This is a genomic window from Microbacterium terrae (assembly GCF_017831975.1).
GTDB lineage: Bacteria > Actinomycetota > Actinomycetes > Actinomycetales > Microbacteriaceae > Microbacterium > Microbacterium terrae.
In genome coordinates this window covers 515542-536472 of record NZ_JAFDSS010000001.1, presented here as the reverse complement: position 1 = coordinate 536472, position 20931 = coordinate 515542, and the positions used below count along the sequence as shown (strand labels likewise).

The 20931-nt window shown below is 69.3% G+C and carries 19 protein-coding genes; 5 read left to right on the top strand and 14 right to left on the bottom strand.

Annotation, left to right across the window (positions count from 1 at the left end):
* Window positions 1-1926, bottom strand: coding sequence for a helicase HerA-like domain-containing protein (locus tag JOD63_RS02375; RefSeq protein ID WP_045277289.1), 1926 nt, complete (start codon window positions 1924-1926; stop codon window positions 1-3).
* 9 nt (window positions 1927-1935) lie between these two features.
* Entirely contained in the window at window positions 1936-2607 is a 672-nt protein-coding gene (locus tag JOD63_RS02370; protein WP_045277288.1) for a phosphatase PAP2 family protein, read from the bottom strand.
* A gap of 63 nt (window positions 2608-2670) precedes the next feature.
* On the opposite strand from JOD63_RS02370, the gene JOD63_RS02365 reads away from it, so the two are divergent.
* A complete protein-coding gene (locus tag JOD63_RS02365; RefSeq protein ID WP_045277287.1) occupies window positions 2671-3162 on the top strand; it encodes a nitroreductase family deazaflavin-dependent oxidoreductase in 492 nt (163 codons plus the stop codon).
* A 61-nt stretch (window positions 3163-3223) separates the two neighbouring features.
* Here the strand turns inward: JOD63_RS02365 and JOD63_RS02360 are convergent, their stop codons facing one another.
* Window positions 3224-4585, bottom strand: a complete 1362-nt coding sequence (locus JOD63_RS02360) for a multidrug effflux MFS transporter (protein WP_157004076.1) — start codon at window positions 4583-4585, stop codon at window positions 3224-3226.
* Window positions 4586-4838: 253 nt separating this feature from the next.
* On the opposite strand from JOD63_RS02360, the gene JOD63_RS02355 reads away from it, so the two are divergent.
* Window positions 4839-5549: a DUF3105 domain-containing protein gene (locus JOD63_RS02355; protein ID WP_045277286.1), complete on the top strand. Its 711-nt coding sequence runs from the start codon at window positions 4839-4841 to the stop codon at window positions 5547-5549.
* Window positions 5550-5557: 8 nt separating this feature from the next.
* Window positions 5558-6241 (top strand): DUF305 domain-containing protein, encoded by a 684-nt coding sequence (locus JOD63_RS02350; protein ID WP_045277285.1) that lies wholly within the window; start codon window positions 5558-5560, stop codon window positions 6239-6241.
* Between the two features lie 83 nt (window positions 6242-6324).
* Here the strand turns inward: JOD63_RS02350 and JOD63_RS02345 are convergent, their stop codons facing one another.
* The 3 genes from JOD63_RS02345 to JOD63_RS02335 form a co-directional block, all read right to left on the bottom strand.
* Complete coding sequence (locus JOD63_RS02345) at window positions 6325-7308, bottom strand: carbohydrate ABC transporter permease (RefSeq protein ID WP_045277427.1); 984 nt, start codon at window positions 7306-7308, stop codon at window positions 6325-6327.
* Window positions 7308-8648 (bottom strand): carbohydrate ABC transporter permease, encoded by a 1341-nt coding sequence (locus tag JOD63_RS02340; RefSeq protein ID WP_045277284.1) that lies wholly within the window; start codon window positions 8646-8648, stop codon window positions 7308-7310. Before JOD63_RS02340 ends, JOD63_RS02345 begins: the two co-directional genes overlap by 1 nt.
* Before the next feature lie 97 nt (window positions 8649-8745).
* Window positions 8746-10071, bottom strand: coding sequence for an ABC transporter substrate-binding protein (locus JOD63_RS02335; RefSeq protein WP_084613781.1), 1326 nt, complete (start codon window positions 10069-10071; stop codon window positions 8746-8748).
* A 238-nt stretch (window positions 10072-10309) separates the two neighbouring features.
* Between JOD63_RS02335 and JOD63_RS02330 the strand changes: the two genes are divergently transcribed.
* Complete coding sequence (locus JOD63_RS02330; protein ID WP_045277282.1) at window positions 10310-11353, top strand: LacI family DNA-binding transcriptional regulator; 1044 nt, start codon at window positions 10310-10312, stop codon at window positions 11351-11353.
* Between the two features lie 43 nt (window positions 11354-11396).
* Here the strand turns inward: JOD63_RS02330 and JOD63_RS02325 are convergent, their stop codons facing one another.
* The 8 genes from JOD63_RS02325 to JOD63_RS02290 all read right to left on the bottom strand — a co-directional run bounded on the left by JOD63_RS02325 (window position 11397) and on the right by JOD63_RS02290 (window position 19992).
* Window positions 11397-12506 carry a Gfo/Idh/MocA family protein gene (locus JOD63_RS02325; protein WP_045277281.1) on the bottom strand — a complete coding sequence of 370 codons (1110 nt, stop codon included), beginning with the start codon at window positions 12504-12506 and terminating at the stop codon, window positions 11397-11399.
* Window positions 12503-14359: a DUF6807 family protein gene (locus JOD63_RS02320; protein ID WP_211088030.1), complete on the bottom strand. Its 1857-nt coding sequence runs from the start codon at window positions 14357-14359 to the stop codon at window positions 12503-12505. The genes JOD63_RS02325 and JOD63_RS02320 overlap by 4 nt, the downstream gene beginning before the upstream one ends.
* Before the next feature lie 172 nt (window positions 14360-14531).
* Complete coding sequence (locus JOD63_RS02315; protein ID WP_052682641.1) at window positions 14532-15869, bottom strand: ABC transporter substrate-binding protein; 1338 nt, start codon at window positions 15867-15869, stop codon at window positions 14532-14534.
* Between the two features lie 102 nt (window positions 15870-15971).
* Entirely contained in the window at window positions 15972-16742 is a 771-nt protein-coding gene (locus tag JOD63_RS02310) for a carbohydrate ABC transporter permease (RefSeq protein ID WP_245244108.1), read from the bottom strand.
* A 139-nt stretch (window positions 16743-16881) separates the two neighbouring features.
* Window positions 16882-17808 (bottom strand): carbohydrate ABC transporter permease, encoded by a 927-nt coding sequence (locus JOD63_RS02305; protein WP_045277279.1) that lies wholly within the window; start codon window positions 17806-17808, stop codon window positions 16882-16884.
* A 317-nt stretch (window positions 17809-18125) separates the two neighbouring features.
* Window positions 18126-18509, bottom strand: coding sequence for a 50S ribosomal protein L7/L12 (rplL, locus tag JOD63_RS02300; protein ID WP_045277278.1), 384 nt, complete (start codon window positions 18507-18509; stop codon window positions 18126-18128).
* Window positions 18510-18559: 50 nt separating this feature from the next.
* Window positions 18560-19048, bottom strand: a complete 489-nt coding sequence (gene rplJ, locus JOD63_RS02295) for a 50S ribosomal protein L10 (RefSeq protein WP_045277277.1) — start codon at window positions 19046-19048, stop codon at window positions 18560-18562.
* A gap of 308 nt (window positions 19049-19356) precedes the next feature.
* Window positions 19357-19992, bottom strand: coding sequence for a VOC family protein (locus JOD63_RS02290; protein WP_045277276.1), 636 nt, complete (start codon window positions 19990-19992; stop codon window positions 19357-19359).
* 90 nt (window positions 19993-20082) lie between these two features.
* Here JOD63_RS02290 and JOD63_RS02285 point away from each other — a divergent pair, with 90 nt between their 5' ends.
* Complete coding sequence (locus JOD63_RS02285; protein WP_045277275.1) at window positions 20083-20769, top strand: YqaJ viral recombinase family protein; 687 nt, start codon at window positions 20083-20085, stop codon at window positions 20767-20769.
* The last annotated feature ends 162 nt before the right edge of the window (window positions 20770-20931 follow it).

Sequence of the window (20931 nt, the reverse complement as noted above, 5' to 3'; positions counted from 1 at the left end):
TCAGCGGCGTCCGGTGCCGAAGATGCCCCGGATCACGCCGTTGAGGATGGTCTGGGTCGACTTCGAGTTCAGCACCTGCTCGATCGGCGACTTCGCCGCCGCACCCGAGCGCGGCGTGCGCGACGTGCCTGCCGTCTTCTTGAGCAGCCGCTCGTACTCCTGCTGCGCCTTCCTCTCGGCGGTCGCCTGCTGCTTGTCGATCGCCGCCTGCTGCTTGGCGAGGTCGGCGTCGACCTTGGCCTTGTCGAGCGCCGCCTGCTCAGCAGCATCCGCCGCCGTCGCCGCGTTCATCCGCGCCGTCAGCACTTCGCGCGCCGACTCACGGTCGATCGCCGTGCCGTACTTCGCCAGAAGGGGCGAGGCCTTCACCGCGGCATGGATCTGCGGTTCGGGCGTGGGCGACATGAGTCCCTGCGGCGCGCGCAGCCGCGTCCAGGCCACGGGGGTCGGCGCGCCCTTCTCGCTCATCACCGTGACGATCGCTTCGCCGGTGCCGAGCTCCTGCAGCACCCGCTCGAGGTCGTAGCCGGACTTCGGGTAGGTGCCGACGGTGGCCCGGAGCGCCTTGGCGTCGTCGGGGGTGAACGCGCGGAGCGCATGCTGCACGCGCGAGCCGAGCTGGGCGAGCACGTCGCTCGGCACGTCCTTGGGCGTCTGGGTCACGAAGAACACGCCCACGCCCTTCGACCGGATGAGGCGGACGGTCTGCACGATCGCCGAGAGGAACTCCTTCGACGCATCCTTGAACAGCAGGTGGGCCTCGTCGAAGAAGAACACGAGCTTCGGCTTGTCGGCGTCGCCGACCTCGGGGAGGATCTCGAACAGCTCGGCGAGCAGGTACATGAGGAACGTCGAGAAGAGCGCCGGCTTGTCGATCACGCCCGGCACCTCGAGCAGGCTGATCACCCCGCGTCCGTCGGCGGCCACCCGCAGGAAGTCGGCGACCTCGAACTCGGGCTCTCCGAAGAACACGTCGGCGCCCTGGTCGGCGAAGGTGATGAGCTCGCGCAGGATCACGCCCGCGGTCGCCGACGACAGCCCGCCCAGCGACTTCAGCTCGGGCTTGCCCTCGTCGCTGGTGAGGAAGCTGAGCACGGCACGCAGGTCCGACAGGTCGACGAGCGCGAGCCCCGCCTTGTCCGCGTAGTGGAACACCAGCCCGAGGCTCGACTCCTGGGTCTCGTTGAGCCCGAGCACCTTGCTCAGCAGCAGCGGCCCGAACCCCGACACCGTCGCCCGTACCGGCACGCCTTTGCCGACGCCGCCCAGAGCGAAGTACTCGGTGACGGATGCCTCGGGCTTCCAGTCCTGCCCGATGGCGCGGGTGCGCGCGAGGAGCTTGTCGCTCGACTCGCCCGGCGTCGCCACACCGGAGAGGTCGCCCTTGATGTCGGCGGCGAACACGGGCACGCCCTTGGCGGCGAGCTGCTCGGCGAGCCCCTGCAGCGTGCGCGTCTTGCCGGTTCCCGTCGCCCCTGCGACGAGACCGTGACGGTTCATCATCGCGATCGGGATGCGCACCTGCGCGTCGGGGACCGGGTCGCCGTTGACGAGGGCACCGACGTCGACCGTCAGCCCCTCGAAGGCGTAGCCCTTCACGACTGCCGCGACCTGGTCGGCGTCGAGCGGCCCCGCGACGGACGCTGCGGGAGGCGACTCGACCGGTGCCGCGGCGGGAGGCGACTCGACGGGCGCAGCGGCCGAGGGCCGCGGCTCGACAGCCTCGACAGGCTCGACGACCGGAACCTCGCCCGCGGGCGCACCCCCGGCCTTGGCCTTCGCCGCGGCCGCCTCGGCGGCGGCGAGCGCGGCCCGAGCCTGCGCCGCCTTCAGCAGCGCCTCGGCAGCCTCCGCCTCTGCCCGCAGCCGCGCGAGTTCGGCTTCGGCGGCGGCAACAGCGGGATCGGGCGTCGTCGGCGCAGTCATGCGCTCAGCCTAGCCAGGGGCCGAGCGGGCGGCATCCGTCCGCTCGCCGCGCTCCTTCGCGAGCACGACCTCGAACGCCGCCGCGACAAGCAGCGCTGCACCCGCGCCGAGGATCGCCCCGCCCAGGGTGTCGCTCAGCCAGTGCGCGTGCACGTAGGTGCGGCTGAAGGCCATCAGCACGACCCACGCGGCGCCGACGACCGCCACCCACGCCCGCGGGAAGATCACCACCGCGGCCACCGCGATCGTCGCGGCGTTCGCCACGTGCCCCGACGGGTACGAGCCGTAGTCCGACACCACGATGATCTCCTCCGGGCGCACCCGGCCGAACAGGTGCTTGAGCACCTGCACGAGCGCGGCCGACACCGCCGAGGCAGCGAGGAAGTACGCCGCCGACCAGGGGCGCCGAAGCAGGATGAGGGCAAGGGCGCCGCCGATCGGCACCGCGAGCACGCCGATCCAGCCGCCGCCGATCCGGTCCATCACGAGTGCGAACCCCGCGAGCACCGGCGACGACACCTCGACCAGGAGCGAGTTCCACCAGCTGTCGACGGCGAACGGCTCGTCGCCACGGGCGAGGATCCAGGCGCCGAGAAGGCAGGCCAGCAGCACGAGCACAGCTCCCGCACCCAGCATCAGCGCGATCGTGCGCCGTCGGTGCGACTGCTGTGCCGTGTCCATCGCCCCATCATGCCGTGCGTGCCCCGGGTCGCCGGCACGGCTCGCGCACGGCATGATGGCCCCATGTCCCGTACCGTCGCGGTCGTCCGGGCGCTGGTGGCGCCGCTCACGCAGACGCGCGTGTTCCGCCGCGTCGCGCCGCACGTGCTGCCTGTGCTCGAGCGCATCCTCGCGCGCCTCTCGGGCGGCAGGCTGCAGGTCAGCGGCATCCTCGTGCCGTCGCTCGTGCTCCACACGGTCGGCGCGAAGTCCGGCGAGCCCCGCGACGCGGTGCTGATGTACACGCCGGACGGGCACGGCCGGGCGCTCGTCGCCGGCTCGAACTTCGCCGGCGAGAGGCATCCGGCGTGGTCCGCGAACCTCCTCGCGCATCCCGACGCGACGATCTCGGTCCGCGGTCGCACGATGCACGTGCACGCCACGCTCCTCCCCGACGACGAGCGCGAACAGGCGTGGCTCGCGATCGAGCGCCAGTGGCCGCGCTACCGCGGCTACGAGCGCGCGTCGGGTCGCACCGTGCGGGTGTTCCGGCTGCAGCCGGTGCGCTCGTCCTGACCTCCCGACGGCGGTACCCAGACCGCCGGCACCCCGAGACCGCCGGCCTCAGCCACCCGGCTCAGGGGGCGAGACGCTCGACCGTGCGCGGGCGCACGATCAGCCAGAGCGAGAGCACGCCGATGAGGGCGCAGCCGACCATCACGGTCGCCATCGTGGTGGCCGTGATCCCGGCGTCGCGGGCGATCCAGCCGACGAGCGGAGAGATGATCCCCGCCACACCGAAGTTGGTCGCGCCGATGATCGACTGCGCGGTCCCCGCTGCCTTGCCGTGGCGGTCGAGCGCGAGCACCTGCACACACGGGAAGGTGAACCCGCAGGCGGTCATGAAGACGAACAGCGGCACGATCGTGCCCCACAGGCCGAGGCCCAGCTGGTCGGTGATGATGAGGGCGGATGCCGCGGCCACGAGCACCGCGGTCGAGAACGCCAGCACCCACTGCGGGCCGAATCGTGCGGCAAGTCGCGATGCCGTCTGCACGCCGATGACCACACCGAGCGAGTTCACGGCGAAGAGGATGCCGTACTGCTGGGGGTCGAATCCGTATGTGCCCTGGAAGAGGAACGGCGAGCTCGAGAGGTATGAGAACAGGCCCGAGAAGGTCATGCCGCCGATGATCAGCACGCCGATGAACACACGGTCGCTGAAGACGCTGCGGTATCGCTGCCACACCGTCGTCGCGCCCTTGTCGTGGCGACGGGCGGGCGGCAGCGTCTCGGGGATGAAGAGGATCGCCGAGATGAGCATGACCGCGCCGTACACGGCGAGCACGACGAAGACGCCACGCCAGGGCATGACCAGCAGGAGCGCCGAGCCGACGAGCGGCGCGAGCACCGGGGCGACGCCCGAGACGAGCGCGAGGCGCGAGAGCATCACCACGAGTCGTCGGCCGCCGAACAGGTCGCGCACGATCGCGGCGGCCACGACGCCGCCGGCAGCGGCGCCCGCGCCCTGGAACACCCGGGCGATCGAGAGGAGCTCGAGCGTCGGAGCGAGGGATGCCGCGATGCTCGCGACCACGTGCAGCGCGGTCACCGAGACCAGGGGCACACGGCGCCCGACCTTGTCGGAGAGCGGCCCGACGATCAGCTGACCGAGCGCGAAGCCGAGCATCGTGCCGGTGAGGGTGAGCTGGATGGCGGCGGCCGTCGTCTGGAAGTCGGCCTCGAGCGTGGGGAACGCCGGCAGGTAGAGGTCGATCGTGAAGGGGCCGAGCGCGGTGAGCGCGCCCAGGAGCACGATGTAGAGCACGCGGCGACGACCGGAGATGGAGTCGCCGGGGTGGAGCACGATCGGCGCGGTGGCCGGGTTCGGCCCGAGCGTGCGGATCGCCCCCGTCGCCGTGGAGCGGTGTGCCTCGCCGGCAGCGGGCGTGGGGTGGTTCTCGGAGTTGCGCGTGGGGACAGGTGATGTATCGAGCACAGACGTTTCGTTTCAGCGGCGATCGGCCGGGCCACGGGCCGGATGTCGGCGGGCGCTCGGCGGCGAAGAGGGGTGAGATGCGGAGAGGCGAACCGTCGAATCGATTCGGATGTCCGGCCTCAATGGTAGCGGATGCCGCTTTCCTCCGGCATCCGCTCGGCCTCCTCCCAGGCCCGAAGCGCATTCGCTCGCATAGGATGACAGGGCACCCGACCCATCGCCCCGTGCGGGCACCGAGAGCCGAGATCACACCATGACCCCGACATCACAGCGCCCGTCCGACAAGCGCGCGAGCGGCAACCCCGCCACGCAGGCCACGATCAACCTGACCGTCAAGCAGCAGCGCGAGCAGAAGAAGCAGGAGAAGCTGGCCGAGTACCAGCGCCAGCTCGCCAAGCGCCGCCGCGGCAAGATCGTCTGGTGGACGGTCGGCATCACCGCCACGCTCCTCGTCGTCGCCCTCATCGTGGCGTCGATCGTCTTCGCACCGCAGCCGCGCGAGCGCGGCGACAGCGACGCCTCCGCCATCACCGGCGTCGAGACGTTCGAGCACACGGCGAACCACGTCGACGGCGACGTCGCGTACGAGCAGACGCCTCCCGCCGGCGGCGACCACAACGCGATCTGGCTGAACTGCGGCGTCTACACCGAGCCGGTTCCGAACGTGAACGCCGTGCACTCGCTCGAGCACGGCGCGGTGTGGGTGACCTACGACCCCGCCCAGGTGTCGGAGGGCGACATCGCCGCCCTCGACGCGAAGCTTCCGTCGACGTACACGATCCTCTCGCCGTACGAGGGCATGGACACCCCCATCGCCGTCAGCGCCTGGAACGCGCAGCTCAAGGTCGACTCGGCCGACGACGAGCGCATCGACGAGTTCATCACCGCGTTCTGGCAGAGCACCAACGCCCCCGAGCCGGGCGCCGCGTGCAGCGGCGGCCTCGACGCGGCCGGCAAGCAGTAGGACTCCCCATGACCGACGGGTCGGCGACGACTCCCACGCCGACGGGCCGCAGCACCTGGTGGCTCGTCGTCGTCGCCCTCGTGCTCATCGCCGGGCTCGCGTTCGCAGTGGGTCGGTTCTCGACGTTCGGCTCGCAGGGCGAGGCGTCGACCCCCGGCACCACGTCGCCCGAGGCGGGCTTCTCGCGCGACATGCAGGTGCACCACGCCCAGGCGATCGCCATGGCGATGGAGATCTACCGCAAGACCGACGACGAGGACCTGCGCGCACTGTCGTACGACATCGCCACCGGCCAGGCCGGGCAGCGCGGCGAGATGTACGACTGGCTGGTCAAGTGGGGACTCCCCCGCCAGGGCGGCCCGATGATGCAGTGGATGTCGTCATCGGATGCCGGGCACGATCACGGTGTGACCGACGAGGCCCTCACCGACGACGAGGCCGAAGCGGCGATGGGCATGGCCACGGATGCCGAGCTCGATGCCCTCGCCCAGGCCGACGGCCAGGCTGCCGACTGCCTCTTCCTCGAGCTCATGATCCGCCACCACGAAGGCGCCGTGCCCATGGCCGAAGCGCTGCTCGAACTCGGCTCCGACAAGCGGGCGCTGCAGGTCGCCGAGGCGATCAAGGCCGGTCAGACCTCCGAGATCGCGGCCATGCAGTCGATGCAGGCCCGCCTGGGCTGCACCGGCTGAACCGCTGCCGACCGCGGGTCTGCACGAGGTGCGGAGCCGCGGCATCCGTCACGCGCGACGCCGCGGCATCCGTCACTCCTGGGTCACCCCTTCGTCGCTCCGGCGAGCAGTCCGCGAACGAAGAACCGCTGCAGTGCGAAGAAGACGACCAGCGGCACGATCAGCAGCAGGAACGCGCCCGCCGACTGCAGATACCATCTGTCGCCCCAGGAGCCCGACAGCGAGTTCAGCGTCTGGGTCATGGGCAGCGACGATGTCGGCGCGAATATCGTCGCGACGAGCAGGTCGTTCCACACCCAGATGAACTGGAAGATCGCGAACGAGGCGATCACCGGCATCGACAGCGGCACGATGATGCGGAAGAACACCTGTCCGTGACCGGCGCCGTCCACCCGCGCAGCCTCGATCACGTCGCCCGGGATCTCGGCCATGAAGTTGTGGAGCAGGAAGATCGCCAGCGGCAGCCCGAAGATCGAGTGCGCGATCCACACCGTCGCGAAGCTGTGGTCGACGTCGCGCAGCGAGAAGCCGGGGAAGATCCCGACCTCGCCGATCTCCAGCCCACGGGAGAACATCGACAGCAGCGGCACCAGCGCCATCTGGATCGGCACGATCTGCAGCGCGAAGATCGCCACGAACATCCACGTGCGCCCCTTGAAATCGATCCACGCGAAGGCATACGCCGCGAACGTCGCCAGCGCGATCGGGATGAGGGTCGCCGGGATCGTGATGGCGAGCGAGTTCAGGAACGACTGACCGAGCGTCAGCGCCGTGCCGCCCGCGGTGAGCGCCTCCTGGTAGTTGCCGAGCGTGAAGTCCGGGTTGGTGAACACCGTCCACCACCCCGTGCTCGACGAGTCGGCGCCCGGGCGGAACGAGGTGATGAGGAGCCCGAGTGTCGGGATCGTCCACAGCAGCGCGATGGCGATCGCGACGATCGTCGCCACGGGCGAGGTCAGTCGCTTGCGGGCCTGCGCCTCGTGACGGCGGGTCTCGCGCGCGACCCGGCGGGCCGCAGCCTTGTCGAACTGGGGGTCCGACGTGGTGATCGCTTGGGTGGCGGTCATCATCGCACCTGCCTTTGCCTGCGGAGTTGGACGATGTTGTAGATGATCAAGGGCGACACGAAGATGAACAGCAGCACCGCCAGCGCCGCGGCGTGCCCGTAGCTCTGGAACCGCTGCTGCTGGTTGACCATCTCGAAGCCGAGCACGCTCGAGTTCGAGCGGCCGCCGGTCATCACCGCGACGATGTCGTACACCTTGAGGGCGAAGATCGTGACGGTGGTGAGCACGACGACCAGTGAGGTGCGGATGCCGGGGATCGTCACGTTGCGGAACCGCTGCCACGCGCTCGCCCCGTCGAGCTGGGCGGCTTCGAGCTGCTCGTCGGGGATCGCCTTGATCGCCGCCGAGAGGATGACCATCGCGAATCCGGTCTGCGCCCACACGAACACGAACAGCAGCAGGAACGTGTTGACGAACGGCGTGGTGTCGAGCCACGGCACCGGCTCTCCGCCGAATGCGACGACGATCGCGTTCAGGAGGCCGATCTGATCGCCCTGCCGGTAGTCGTAGACGAACTTGAAGATGATCCCGGCGCTCACCGGCGCGATCGCGAAGGGCATGAAGACGAACACCTTCAGTAGACGCTCACCGCGCGCCCGGTCGATGAACGCGGCGTAGGCGAGTCCGACCACCGTCGCGAAGATCGGGGCGAACAGCGCCCAGATGATCGAGTTGACCACCGACCAGAAGCCCTCGGGGTTCGTGAACGCCCAGACGTAGTTCTCGAGGCCGACGAACTCCTCGCCCGTCTTGTCGAAGAACGACTGGATGATGGTCGCGATCGCCGGGTAGATCAGGCCGATCAGCAGCATCACCAGCGCCGGGGTGAGGAACAGGAACCGCTGGTAGAGGTAGCCCGCCCCCTCACGGGCGCGGTAGTCCGCGTAGAACAGCAGACCGCCCGAGATCAGGGCGATCAGGATGACGTAGATCACCGCGTTCTGGTAGGGCCGCAGCAGCATCATCGCGAGGAAGGGGATCGCGAAGCACGAGATCAGTCGCAGCCAGAAGTAGCGCGTGCCACTGCGGGGCGCGTACTCGACGAGCACGAGGAGCACCACGACGACGACGGCGAACGCGGCCAGGACGATCGGGATCTGCAGGATCGGGCCCAGTCCGCCGATCCAGACGAAGAACGAGTTGAGCGAGAACCCCAGCGACACCGGCCGGGCGTCGGGCTGCGGCGTTCCCATCAGCAGGAAGATGATCAGCGCCGCGATCGCGGCGAATCCGACCGTGACGACGATGCGCGTCGTCGCCTGCGAGTGGACCTTGCGCGGGCCCGGTGGTGGTGCCTGTTCGGCGTCGGTCTGCGACGTCGTCGTTGCGGTGTCCGACATGAGGTGCCCTTCTGCTCACGGAGGAGAGTGGATGGGTGGTCCGGAGGGTGGCCGGCCCTCCCGTGTGCCGTGGGCACGCGGGAGGGCCGGCCGGGACTCAGTCGTCGTAGCCGGCCTGGATGTCTTCCAGCACCTGCTCGGTCGGACGGCCGTCGATCCAGTTGACCATTCCGCGCCAGAACGATCCCGAGCCGACCGTGGCCGGCATGAGGTCGGAGGCGTCGAATCGGGCGTCGGGGCTCTGGAGGAGCTCCATCGCGTCGGTGAGGAACTGGCTCGATGCGAGGGACGGATCGGCGTTGATGTTCGCCGAGATCGCCCCGCCCAGTTCGACTCGAGCGTCGGCCCACTCGGGCGTCGACATGTACTCGAGCACCGCGACGGTCGCAGCGTCGTCGGAGAAGCCGGTGACGAACTCGCCGCCGACCTCGACCGCGCTCAGCTCCTCTTCGAAGCCGGGGAGCACGAACGCGTACACGTCGCCGTCGGCCTCGACCTCGGGCGTCGCTCCGTCGGCCGTCTGCACGGTGAGGAAGTTGGCCGTGAGGAAGGACGCCTGGTGGGTCAGCGCGCACGAGCCGTCGGCGACCTTCGCCGCGACATCGGCGAACGCCGTGGAGTTGATGCTCGTCACGTCGCCGAATCCGGCATTGACCATCTCGGGATCGAGCAGGATCGTCCCCACCGTGTCGAAGGCCTCGGCGATGTCGGGGTCGGTGAACGGGGTCTCGCCCGCCGCCCAGCTGTCGTAGACCTCGGTGCCCGCCTGGCGGAGCACGAGGTCCTCGATCCAGTCCGTGCCCGGCCAGCCGCTCGCATCGCCCGATGCGAAGCCGGCGCACCACGCGGGTTCGCCGGTCTTCTCGCTGATGGTCGTCGCGAGCGTCATCATCTCGTCCCAGGTGGTCGGCACCTCGACGCCCCATTCGGCGAACTTCTTGGGCGAGTACCAGACGTAGCCCTTGATGTTTCCGAGCATCGGAGCCGAGTAGAACGTGTCGTCGACGGTGCCGTACTCCTTCCACGACGGCGACCAGTTCGCCTCGACGTTCGCGACCACGCCGTCGGGCGCGGGCTTGGCCTCGCCCGTGTCGACGAGGGCACGAAGAAGGCCCGGCTGCGGCACGATTGCGATGTCGGGGGCGTTGCCGCCGGCGACCTTGGTGACGATGTTGCCCTCGAAGCCCTTGTCGCCGGTGTACTTGACGATGATGCCGGTGTCTTCGGTGAACGCGTCGAACGTCGACTGCAGCGCATCCGCCTCGGTCCCGGTGATGCCTCCCGAGATCTCGACGGTCTCGCCTTCGACCGAATCGCTGTCGCCGCTGTCTCCGCCTTCGGCGCAGCCGGCGAGCGCCAGCGCCGCGACGGCCGTCACCCCCAGCACGAGCGATGTGCGACGGTGCGATCGCATTGCTTTCATGGTCTGCCTCCTCATTGAGCGTGCGGAGCCATATTGCTCGGACTCCGCAGGCGAGTGATCTCGGGAACCGATTCCATGCACACGCTAGGCGATGCACCATTCGCGCACAATCACCCTGGATCACAAGTCGATAACCCGGTACTGTGTGCTGGCACCGGTCCGCTCAGGTCTGTCACAGGGCACAAGGAACCGGTTCCACAATGCGCAGGCCAATGACGGCGGAGCAGGAGGAGGCGCCATGGCGGGCATCGCCGATGTGGCGCGGAGCGCGGGCGTGTCGAAGTCCACGGCGTCGCGTGCGCTGACCGGCAGCGGGTACGTCTCCGACGAGACGCGAGCGCGCGTCCGCGCAGCAGCGAGCGCCCTCGGCTACGTGCCGACGATGTGGGCGGTGAGTCTTGCCACCGGGCGAACCAACACGGTCGGCGTGATGGTCCCGTCCCTGGACCGCTGGTTCTTCGCGAGCGTCGTCGAGGGCATCCAGTCGGCCCTCCTCACCGACGGATACGACCTGGTGCTGTGCTGCGCTCCCCCGGGCTCCGACTCACGCCGCCGCATGTTCGCGCACTCCCTCGCCCGAAAGCGGTTCGACGGTCTCATCGCGGTCGGCGTCGAGCCCGATGAGACCGAGCGCGAGCAGCTGGCGGCGTTCGCTCGCCCGATCGTGAGCGTCGGCCACGACGGTGGCGCGATGTCGATCTCCATCGACGACCGGGCCGCCGCGCGCATCGCGACCGAGCATCTCCTCGGGCTCGGCCACACCGACGTCGTGATCCTCGGGGGCGACCCCGACGGCCGGCGCACCAGCGTCGGCGACGGTGAGCGGCTGCTCGGGTACCGGTCGGCGATGACGGATGCCGGCCTCGGCGCGGCTGCACGACACATCCCGTGCGAGGTCAGCCTCCCGGGCGGCTACGGCGCCGCGGTCGAGATGCTCGCGGATCGCCGCACCCGCCCGTCGGCGCTGGTCGGTGTCTGCGACGAGGTCGCGGTCGGCGCCATGATCGCCGCGCGTCGCCTCGGCGTGCGCGTGCCCGAGCATCTGAGCGTCGTCGGCATCGACGACCACAGCTACGCCGACATGTTCGCGCTCACGACCCTCCAGCAGCGTCCCGACGAGCAGGGCCGCACCGCCGCCCGACTGCTCCTCGACATGCTGGCCGGCGAGGTCGCGCCCCCGCGGCACCTGCTCGAGGCGCCCCGACTCGTCGTGCGCAACTCCACCGCCGCGGTCAGTGACGCGGCATCCGCCATCGTCGGCGCGTCGCGCCGGCGCACCTGACGCTCACGCCCGCTCGAGCCGTCGCTGCAACGGCAGCAGGGCGTCAGAGGAGGCCGAGGCCGCGGAAGGTCCGCCCCTCCCACGCGACGCGCTCGACGGCATCCCCGACCCCGTCGACGAGGCGGAACCACTCCGCGTCGTGCTGCACGCGTGTGATGAGCGATGCCGCGATCGGCAGTGGCTCGGGGCCCGAGACGACGGCCTCGAGGATGCCCGTGAACGCTCCCGTACGGGCGATCGGAACGGCGGCGGGCGTGCCCGTGCTGGCGTGCGCGACCAGGTCGGCGAGCAGACCGCGACGCGCGAACTCGTACGTGCGCGGCAGGGCCGAGCCGTCGCGGAACACGTGGAGGAGGTCGAGCGTGTAGTGGTAGACGAGGTGGCCGCGCGTGCCGCGCACGAGCACGTACGGCTCGTGGCGCCGCGGGGCGGTGACGGCTAGCCCGGCCGCGATCCGTCGCCCGTCGGCGAGGGTCACGACGAGCGACGAGGTGTCGTCGGCCGCGATGTCGTTGGCGCGCCGCAGGTCGAGATCGACATCGGCGACGGCATCCGGATGCTCCGCCCCGGCGATCGCGAGCGCCGTCATCAGTGCGTGCGCGAGGGGGTTCGTCACCGCCCCGTCGGCGACCAGGCGGCCGTCGAGCACCCGGTGGCCGGCCCACGGCGCCCGGCGCCAGTACTCCTCCGACCGCGACCACAGCCCGACGGCGCCGTAGTGGACCACATCGCCGATCACACCCGACGCGGCTGCATCGACCGTCGCCTGCACCCCGTCGCTGCCGAGCGACTGGAAGCCGACCTGCACCGTGCGCGCCGACGCCGTCGCCGCGTCGACGACCGCGTGATGGTCGGACACCGACGGCACCGGCGGCTTCTCGAGCAGCACATGGGAGCCGCGACCGAGCGCGGCGATGGTGAGCTCGGCGTGCGTCGGGATCGGAGTGCTCAGCACCACGATGTCGAGGCTCTCGTCGGCGATCATCGCCGCCGCATCCGCGAAATGGCGCGTCGTGCTCGGAACCTCTCCCGGTCCGCGGGGATCGGCGACGGCGGCCAGGTCGACCGCGTCACCGAGCGACAGCGCCGCCTCGACGTGCGACCGGCCGTGGCCGTGCACGCCGGCGATGCCGATCCGCAGGGGGTCGCTCACAGGCCGGACTGCTCGCGCAGCGACGGCAGAGCGCGCTCGACGGCCGCGGCATCGGCGAGTTCCTCATCGAGGACGAACGCCGTGAGCTCGAGGTTCAGCTCGCCGCCCTCGGGGAGGGTGCGCGCCTCATCCCACGCCACCGACGGCCCGGCTCCGAGGTATTCGGCGAACCGCACGAACCACGGCATCTGCTCGTCGCCGCCCTGCGCGAGGATGACGGTGCTCCCCCGCTCGGGGAACGTGAACGCCACCCACGGGGTCGCAGCTCCGTGCACGGCGCGCTCGGTGTCGCCGGCCGGGCTGAACACCCGCGCGATCTCGGGGGCGAACCGCCAGAAGATGCCGCCGTAGCCCGCGCCTTCGCGGCCGTTCGTGGCCGGGGATCCGAAGGTGATCGCGTCGAGCGTCGCCTTCAGGTGACTGCGCCAGCGCAGCGCCCAGCCGCCGTCGAGCTCGGCCGACTCGAGTTGACGCACCTCGACGAGCTGCGTGACGCCGTTGTGGTCCACCCAGCTGAGGCGCTCGTCGAGCGAGTGCCCGTCGATGTGCAGCCGATCACGACGCTGACGGCCGTGGTTGGGGACCATGACCGAGCCTTCGCCGCGCACGTAGGTGCGGCCGCCCCAGTACGACGTGCCGTTCACATCGGCGATGGCGAGGCTCACCCCGAGGTGATGCGGGTGATCCGTCGGCTCGGTCACCGTCAGCGGCGTGCCCTGACGCGAGATCACCGCGTCGAGGAACGGGCGCGGCGAGAGCACCGAGTCGACGGTCGTGCCTTCGTCGTACTGCGCGACGACGGTCGAGCCGAGTCGGAGCACGGGCCGGGCGGGGCCGACCCAGCCGCTCGCGTGCGAGGCGGGGCCCGAACTCGATCGGGGAACGAGGACGGGACGATAGAAGAGGGGGTGGTCGGCGTTCTCGCCGTCCAGTGCTTGACGCATGCGATTCCAAGCCTGCCGCCCGATCTCGATCCGCGGCACCGACATCGTCGTCAGCGGCGGGGCGGCAAAACGTGACTGCGGGATGTCATCGATCCCGACGATGGACAGTTGCTCGGGGACGCCGACCCCGACCTCGCGCAGGCGCGAGAGCAGCCCGAGGGCGACGAGGTCGTTGAAGGCGATCGCGGCGGTGGCCCCCGTTTCGAGCACGGCGTCGGCGGCGTCGTAACCCGCCTCCATGCTCGATCCCGCCGAAATCGTGAGGAATTCCAGCTCCGGATGCTCGCGCGCCACCTCGCCGAGGCCCAGTGCCCGCTGCTCGTTGGCATAGCTGAGCGCGGGGCCGGCCACGTAGGCGATGCGGCGGTGGCCGAAGCCGTGCAGATGCATCGCCAGCTCCTTGACCGCCGAGACGTAGTCGACCGACAGCTGAGCGGCCGGCGCGTCGACGCGGCGGTTCACCACGACCACGGGCGCGGTGCGCTGGATGAGGTCGCGCAGCTCGGCATCGGGCATGCGGGGCGAGACGAGCACGAGGGCGTCGCACTTGCTGCGCGCCTCGCTCGCGATCTCGGCCTCGACGCCGACGGCCTCGGCGCTGTCGGCGACGAGCACGCGATAGCCCTCGCGCACTGCCGCCATGGTGAGCCCCTTGAGCACGCCCTGGAACAGCGGGTTCTCGAGGTCGGGGACGAGCAGGGCGATCGTGTGGCTGCTCCCCCGCACGAGGCTGCGGGCAGCCTCACTGGGCGAGTAGTTCAGCGCCGCCACCGCGCGGTTGACCTTCGCCACGATCGCAGGGTCGACGGTGGCGACACCGTTGAGCACTCGCGATACGGATGCCTGCGAGACTCCTGCGTGCTGCGCGACCTGCGCCATCGTGATGGGGCGCGACGTGACCTCGGTCAACCGGGACTCCTTCCTGTGTCAATTGTGGGCGTGACGGGGCGCGGGGGGCGCATTCAGCGCCACCCCTTTCGGGTGCCACCCGGGATCGGACCCCTCATCACTTCGATCCGATCCCGGGCGTCTGGTGGATGGGCGGGCGGCGTCCGGGGTCTCACCGCCCGCCCATCGGTCCTCAGATCGCGGCGTCGTCGAGGGCGCGCTGCAGCTCCTCGATGAAGTCGGCCGCGGCCTGCTCCGGGGTGGCCTCGCCGAACAGCACACGCTGGGTCTGCTGGTCGATGATGGTCTCGATCGCGCCACCGCCCGGGGGCGTGGCCGGCGGCGCGTCGCCGACGCGCGGGGCGATCAGGTCGAGGAAGTCCACGACCTCCTGGTTGACCTCGTCGAGCTTGGGGGTGATGTACTCGCGGATCTTCTCGTTGGCGGGCACACCGCGCTCGGCGAGCAGCAGATCGGCCGCTTCCTCGCTGTTGGCCAGGAAGTCGAGGAACAGTGCGACCTCGCCGGGGTGCTCGGTCTTCGCCGAGGCCGACCAGAACATCGACGGCTTGTAGTACGCCGCGCCGTCGTCGCCGCCCTCGAGGGTCGGGACGCGCAGCGGCACGAGGTTCTGACCGCTCGCCTCACGCAGCGCCGCCACCTGGTTCGACCACCACGGACCGAACGCCGACTGGTTGGTCGCGGTGAACGACTCTGCCAGACCTGCCGACTCGCGCTCGATCGTCGCAGACGGCTCAGGGGTGCCGCCCGCCTCGGTCACGTCGAGCAGGTTCTGCCACCACGCCGCGAGGGTCGCCTCGGTCGCAGCGACCTCGGGCGAGCCGTCCTCGGCGAACAGCGACTCGCCGTTCTGACGCAGCCAGTTGTTCAGTCCGCCGTCCTCGAAGCCCCACGACTGCGATCCGACCACGGTTCCGCCGCCGGCCGCGCTGACCTCTTCGGCGATCGCGTTGAGGTCATCCCACGTCCACGTCTCGTCGTCGGGGAGTTCGATGCCGAGGTCGGCGAGCACGTCGGCGTTCGCCATGTAGGTGTAGGTGTTGATGCCCACCGGGACCCCGTACTGCGTTCCGTCGAGCGCACCCGTGCCGAGCACGGCCTCGGGGAAGTCCGACGTCGGGAGTCCCTCGCCGAGGGTTCCGAGGTCGAGGAGCACGCCGTTCGCGGCATAGGTCGACAGCTGCTTCTCATCCATCTGGATGATGTCGGGCGCATCGCCGGCTGCGACCGTCGTGGCCAGCTTGTCCCAGTAGCCGGCCCAGTCGGTGAACTGCGGCTCGATGGTGATGTTCTCGTGCTCGGCCTCGAAGGCCGCGATGAGCTCCTCCGTGATGCCGTGGCGCACGTCGTTGCCCCACCAGGTGAAGGTGAGGGTCACGGGCTCGTCGGACAGCGTGGGTGCAGTGCTGGGGGTCTCCGCTGACCCGGCGCATGCGGTCAGCGCGAGCGCCGTCGCTGCGCCGACAGAGGTGAGCATCAACCAGCGCTGTGCGCTTCTGGTGCGTCGCATGTCTTTCATTCCTTTCGACCGAAGTCGTCGTGTGGGTGTGAAGGGTGGTGCGTGTGATGAGGGTGGGCCGAGGCCCGCGAAGGACTCAGTGACGACGGGCCGTCACTTGATTCCCGTGGTCGCGATCCCCTTGATGAGGAACCGCTGGCCGAACAGGAAGATCAGGAAGATCGGGATGAGCGAGACGACGCTCATCGCGAACATCTGCGCGTAGTTGGTGCTGCTCTGCGCGTCTTCGAACGAGCGCAGCGCCAGGGGCACGGTGTACAGCTCGGGCTTGGTGAGGAAGATCAGCTGCGAGAAGAAGTCGTTCCACGTCCAGATGAAGGTGAAGATCGCGGTGGTCGCGAGCGCCGGCACCATCAGCGGCAGGATGATCTGCAGGAAGATGCGCGGGTGGCCGGCCCCGTCGATGCGGGCTGCCTCGTCGAGCTCCTTCGGGATGCCGCGGATGAACTGCACCATCAGGAAGATGAAGAACGCGTCGGTCGCGAGGAGCTTCGGCACGATCAGCGGCAGGAAGGTGTTGACCCACCCGAGCTGCGAGAACAGCACGTACTGCGGAACGATGATCACGTGGATCGGGAGCATGATGCTCAGCAGCATCACCGCGAACCAGAACCGCTTGCCGCTGAAGTGCAGACGGGCGAACGCGTAGGCCGCCATCGAGCACGACACCAGGTTTCCGATGATGCAGCCGAGCACGATCACCGCGGAGTTCCACATGTAGGCGCCGAACGGGGCCGCGAGGGCGGTCCAGCCGTCGGTGTAGTTCGAGATCTCGAAGCTGTCGGGGATGATGCTCGGGTCGCGGAAGATCTCGTCGTTCGGCCGCAGCGAGCTGACGACCATCCAGATCACGGGGTACAGCATGCCCACCGCGAGCAGGATCAGCAGTCCGTGACGGATCACGCTCGCCAGGGGCTTGCGGAACGGGCTCCGTCGGCGGGGCACGGCACGGCGACCGGTGACGATCGTCTCGGTTGCCAGGGGCGCGGACACGGGCGCGTCGTCAATCTTGGTCATCGTAGAAAACCCAATACCTCGAGGTCCAGAACATCAGGACCGTCAGAACACCGATGATCACGAGCAGGAGCCAGGCCATGGCCGAGGCGTAGCCCATGTTGTAGCTGCGGAACCCCTGGTCGTAGAGGTACAGCGTGTAGAAGAGCGTCGAATCCACCGGCCCGCCCGTGCCCCCCGAGACGATGTACGCCTGGGTGAAGGACTGGAACGTGCCGATCAGCTGCAGGACGGCGTTGAAGAAGATGATCGGCGTCAGGAGCGGGATCGTGATGCGGAAGAGCTGCTGCCGCCGGCTCGCACCGTCGACGTCTGCCGCCTCGTAGTACATCGTCGGGATCTGACGCAGGCCCGCGAGGAAGATCACCATCGGAGAGCCGAACGTCCAGACGTTGAGGATCATGAGGGTGCCGAGGGCGGTGTCGGGGCTCGAGATCCAGCCCTGCCCCTCGATCCCGAACACGGCGAGCACCTGGTTGACGAGCCCCTCGGTGCCGAAGATCTGGCGCCAGAGGATCGCGATCGCGACACTCGCACCGAGCAGCGACGGCAGGTAGAACACCGAGCGGTAGAACGCCAGGCCGCGCAGACCCCGGTCGAGCACGATGGCGAGGAACAGCGCCACCGCGAGCTGCAGCGGGAGCGAGACGAACACGTATGTGAACGTCACCTGGAGCGACGTCCACAGCCGCTCGTCCTCGAGCATGCGCGCGAAGTTCTGGAAGCCGATCCACTTGGGCGGGCTCAGCAGGTTGTAGCGCGTGAACGACAGGCCGAACGAGGCGACCATCGGGCCGATCGTGACCAGCACGAGCCCGATGAACCACGGAAGGAGGAACAGGAACGCCGTCTTGTTCTGCTTCTTGCCGTCGCTCTTGGCCGTCTTGAGCTTTCCGAGCTCCCCGAGAGCGCTCATGTCGCCACCCCGGTGCAGGTGCGGGCCCTGCTGATCGAGTGGTGCGTCGTCGTCACCGTGTGTCCTCCGGTCATCGTCTTCGATGTGAGAATGCGCTTTCTGGAATGCGCATTCTCTTTCTAGCAGGCACCGGCTATCGATGCAAGCAGTCCCGGAAAATCAAGGATCATCCGTTACCGGACCGTGAGAATGGGCTATCTCAGCATGCGCAATCTCCGACCGGCTGGTGGTGAGCGGAGAAGGTGACGGCATGACGAAGGCCCCGCATGCCGGAGCATGCGGGGCCTTCGTGGATCGCTGCGAGATGCAGCGCGGGATTACTTGAGGGTAACCGTCGCGCCGGCCTCTTCGAGAGCGGCCTTGGCCTTCTCGGCGGTCTCCTTGTTCGCGCCCTCGAGCACGGCCTTGGGAGCGCCGTCGACGACAGCCTTCGCCTCGCCGAGGCCGAGCGAGGTGAGCTCGCGGACCGTCTTGATGACCTGGATCTTCTTGTCGCCGGCAGCCTCGAGGATGACGTCGAACGAGTCCTTCTCCTCCTCGGCCTCGGCAGCGCCTGCGCCGCCCGCGGCGCCGGCAACGGCGACGGGAGCAGCAGCGGTGACGTCGAACTTCTCCTCGAACGCCTTCACGAACTCGCTGAGCTCGACGAGGGTCAGGTCGGCGAACTGCTGAAGCAGCTCCTCAGTGGTGAGCTTCGCCATGATGTATCTCCTAGATAGATGGGGTTTGTGGTGAGGAAATCGCCGGACGCTTACGCGGCCTCGGCGGTCTCGAGCTTCTCGCGAAGAGCATCGATGGTGGCCGCAGCCTTGCCCATCGTGGCCTTCATCATGCCCGCAGCCTTCGCCAGCAGAACCTCACGGCTCTCGAGCGAGGCGTACTTGTCGACCTCAGCGGCGTCGAGGGCGTTGCCCTCGAAAACACCGCCCTTGATCACGAGAAGCGGGTTGGCCTTGGCGAAGTCACGCAGAGCCTTGGCAGTGGCGACGAAGTCACCGTGCACGAATGCGATGGCCGACGGACCCTTGAGGTCGTCGTCCAGCGCCGTGATCCCCGCGTTGTTCGCGGCGATCTTGGTCAGCGTGTTCTTCACCACGGCGTATTCCGCGTCCTGACGGATCGTGTTGCGCAGCTGCTTGAGCTGGGCAACCGTCAGACCGCGGTACTCGGTAAGCAGGACGGCGTTCGAGTTCTCGAAATTCTTCGTGAGCTCGGCGACCGATGCATCCTTCTGCGCCATGGTCACTCCTTGTCGCCTCGCGGGACGGATCCCGCGAAGTGTGTCTACGAGACGCTCCGCGATGGCGGGGCGCCGCCTCGGCACCGTGATCATCTGGTCGCTTCACTGCGACAACAGAAAAGCTCCGGCGCAAGCGCACGGAGCTGGATTCCCGAATCTGGGAGAAGTTCGTGACACCTGCGCGGGCCTCTGCAACTGCAGTGCTTCGATCTCACACGTTTGCACGCGTGATGATGACCGGCGGTCTTTGGCTCCGACAAGTTTACGTGACCGGCCCGCGTCCGCCAAATCGGGGCCGATCGTCCTCGTCAGCCGCGCCAGGGGCTGAGGTCGATCCGGTGGCCGTCGGCGTCGGCCAGCGTCCACCAGCGCGGAGCGTGCGAGTCGTCGACGACCACGCCGCCGGCGGCGACCGCCGCCTCGAGGCGCTCCTCGATCACATCGCGCGGCGCGTTGACATCGAGGTGCGAACGCCCGCGCAGCGGCTTGTCGACATGCTGGAACCAGATGAGCGGCCCGCGCCCGTCGGTGTCGAAGAGCACGCCGTCGGCGACCTCGTCGAATCCGGTCGCGGCCTTCCAGAACGGCACGACGGCGTCGGGGTCGGGGGTCGCGACGGCGAACATGAGGTCGTTCATCCGCTCGGTCTCGGCGCGCACGTCGAGCTCGCGCGCGGCTTCGGAGATCTGCGCGGCGAGCGCGGCATCCTTCGCCGTCAGACCGCCCGCGGAGTGCGTGACGAGCCGCACCCGCACCGTCGCGTAGCGCACGTCGACATCGGGATGATGGTCGGCCGCATCGGCGAGCTCGGCGATCGCCGCAAACAGCTGCGATCCGGTCGCGAAGCTGCCGGTGCGGAACAGGGCGAACGCGCCGGTGATGCGCGGACGCCAGTCGTCGACCCCGGGGAAAGCACGGAAGTCGTCGTTCGTGAGGGTGTCCATGTTCCCGAGGATGCCACCGTGAGCGCGGATCGCAACCCCCTGCGGAGCGTCGCTGCGGTGGGCGTCGGGAGGCGGGGTTACCCTCGAACGGTGACACCCGAGCTCGCCGCACGTTCCCCTGAGCTCGCCGCCCGCATCGTCGCCGACTCCCGCGACCGGGTGGCGTGGGTGCGAGCACGCTCCCGCGGGATCACGGCGACGGATGTCGCGACCCTCACCAGTGAGAACGCCATCGCCCGGGCAGCCGACGCGAAGCTGATGGGCTCGGGGTTCTCGGGCAACGCCTTCACCGCGCACGGGCGCGCCCGCGAGCCCGAGATCGCCGCCTGGGTGGCTGCGACGCACGGCATCCAGCCCTCGTCCGCCCTCTTCCACGCCGTGGTCGAGAAGCGCCACCTCGCGACGCCCGACGGCATCGCCGTCGACGAGGGCGGGCGGGTGCTCCTGGCCGAGATCAAGACGACGAACAAGTCGTGGCGCAGCATCCCGCGCTCGTATCTGCGTCAGGTGTGGTGGCAGCAGCACGTGCTGGGGGCCGAACGCACACTCGTGGCGTGGGAGCAGCACGACGACTTCGTGCCGGTCGGAGACGAGCCGCGGTGCGCGTGGGTCGACCGCGACGAGGTCGAGATCGGCAGACTGGTCGGCCTCGCGACGGCGCTCATCGACGAGCTGTACCAGCGCACCACCGGCCGCTCCCTCCCCGCGACGGGCGAGCGGATGCCGCAGCCCACGGCGCCGCGCCAGCCGTTCCGCGCACTCGCGCTCGCCGACTGAGCGCGCCCGGCTGAAGCTCGCCGACTGAGCACGTCCGGCTGAAGCCAGCCGACTCAGTACCGCCGGCCCGCGCCGTGCCGCCGGCGAGCACCCGCAGCGATCCGGCTTCGCACCGGCGGGAATAGTTGACTCACATCAACGATTGCCATATAGTTGACCGAT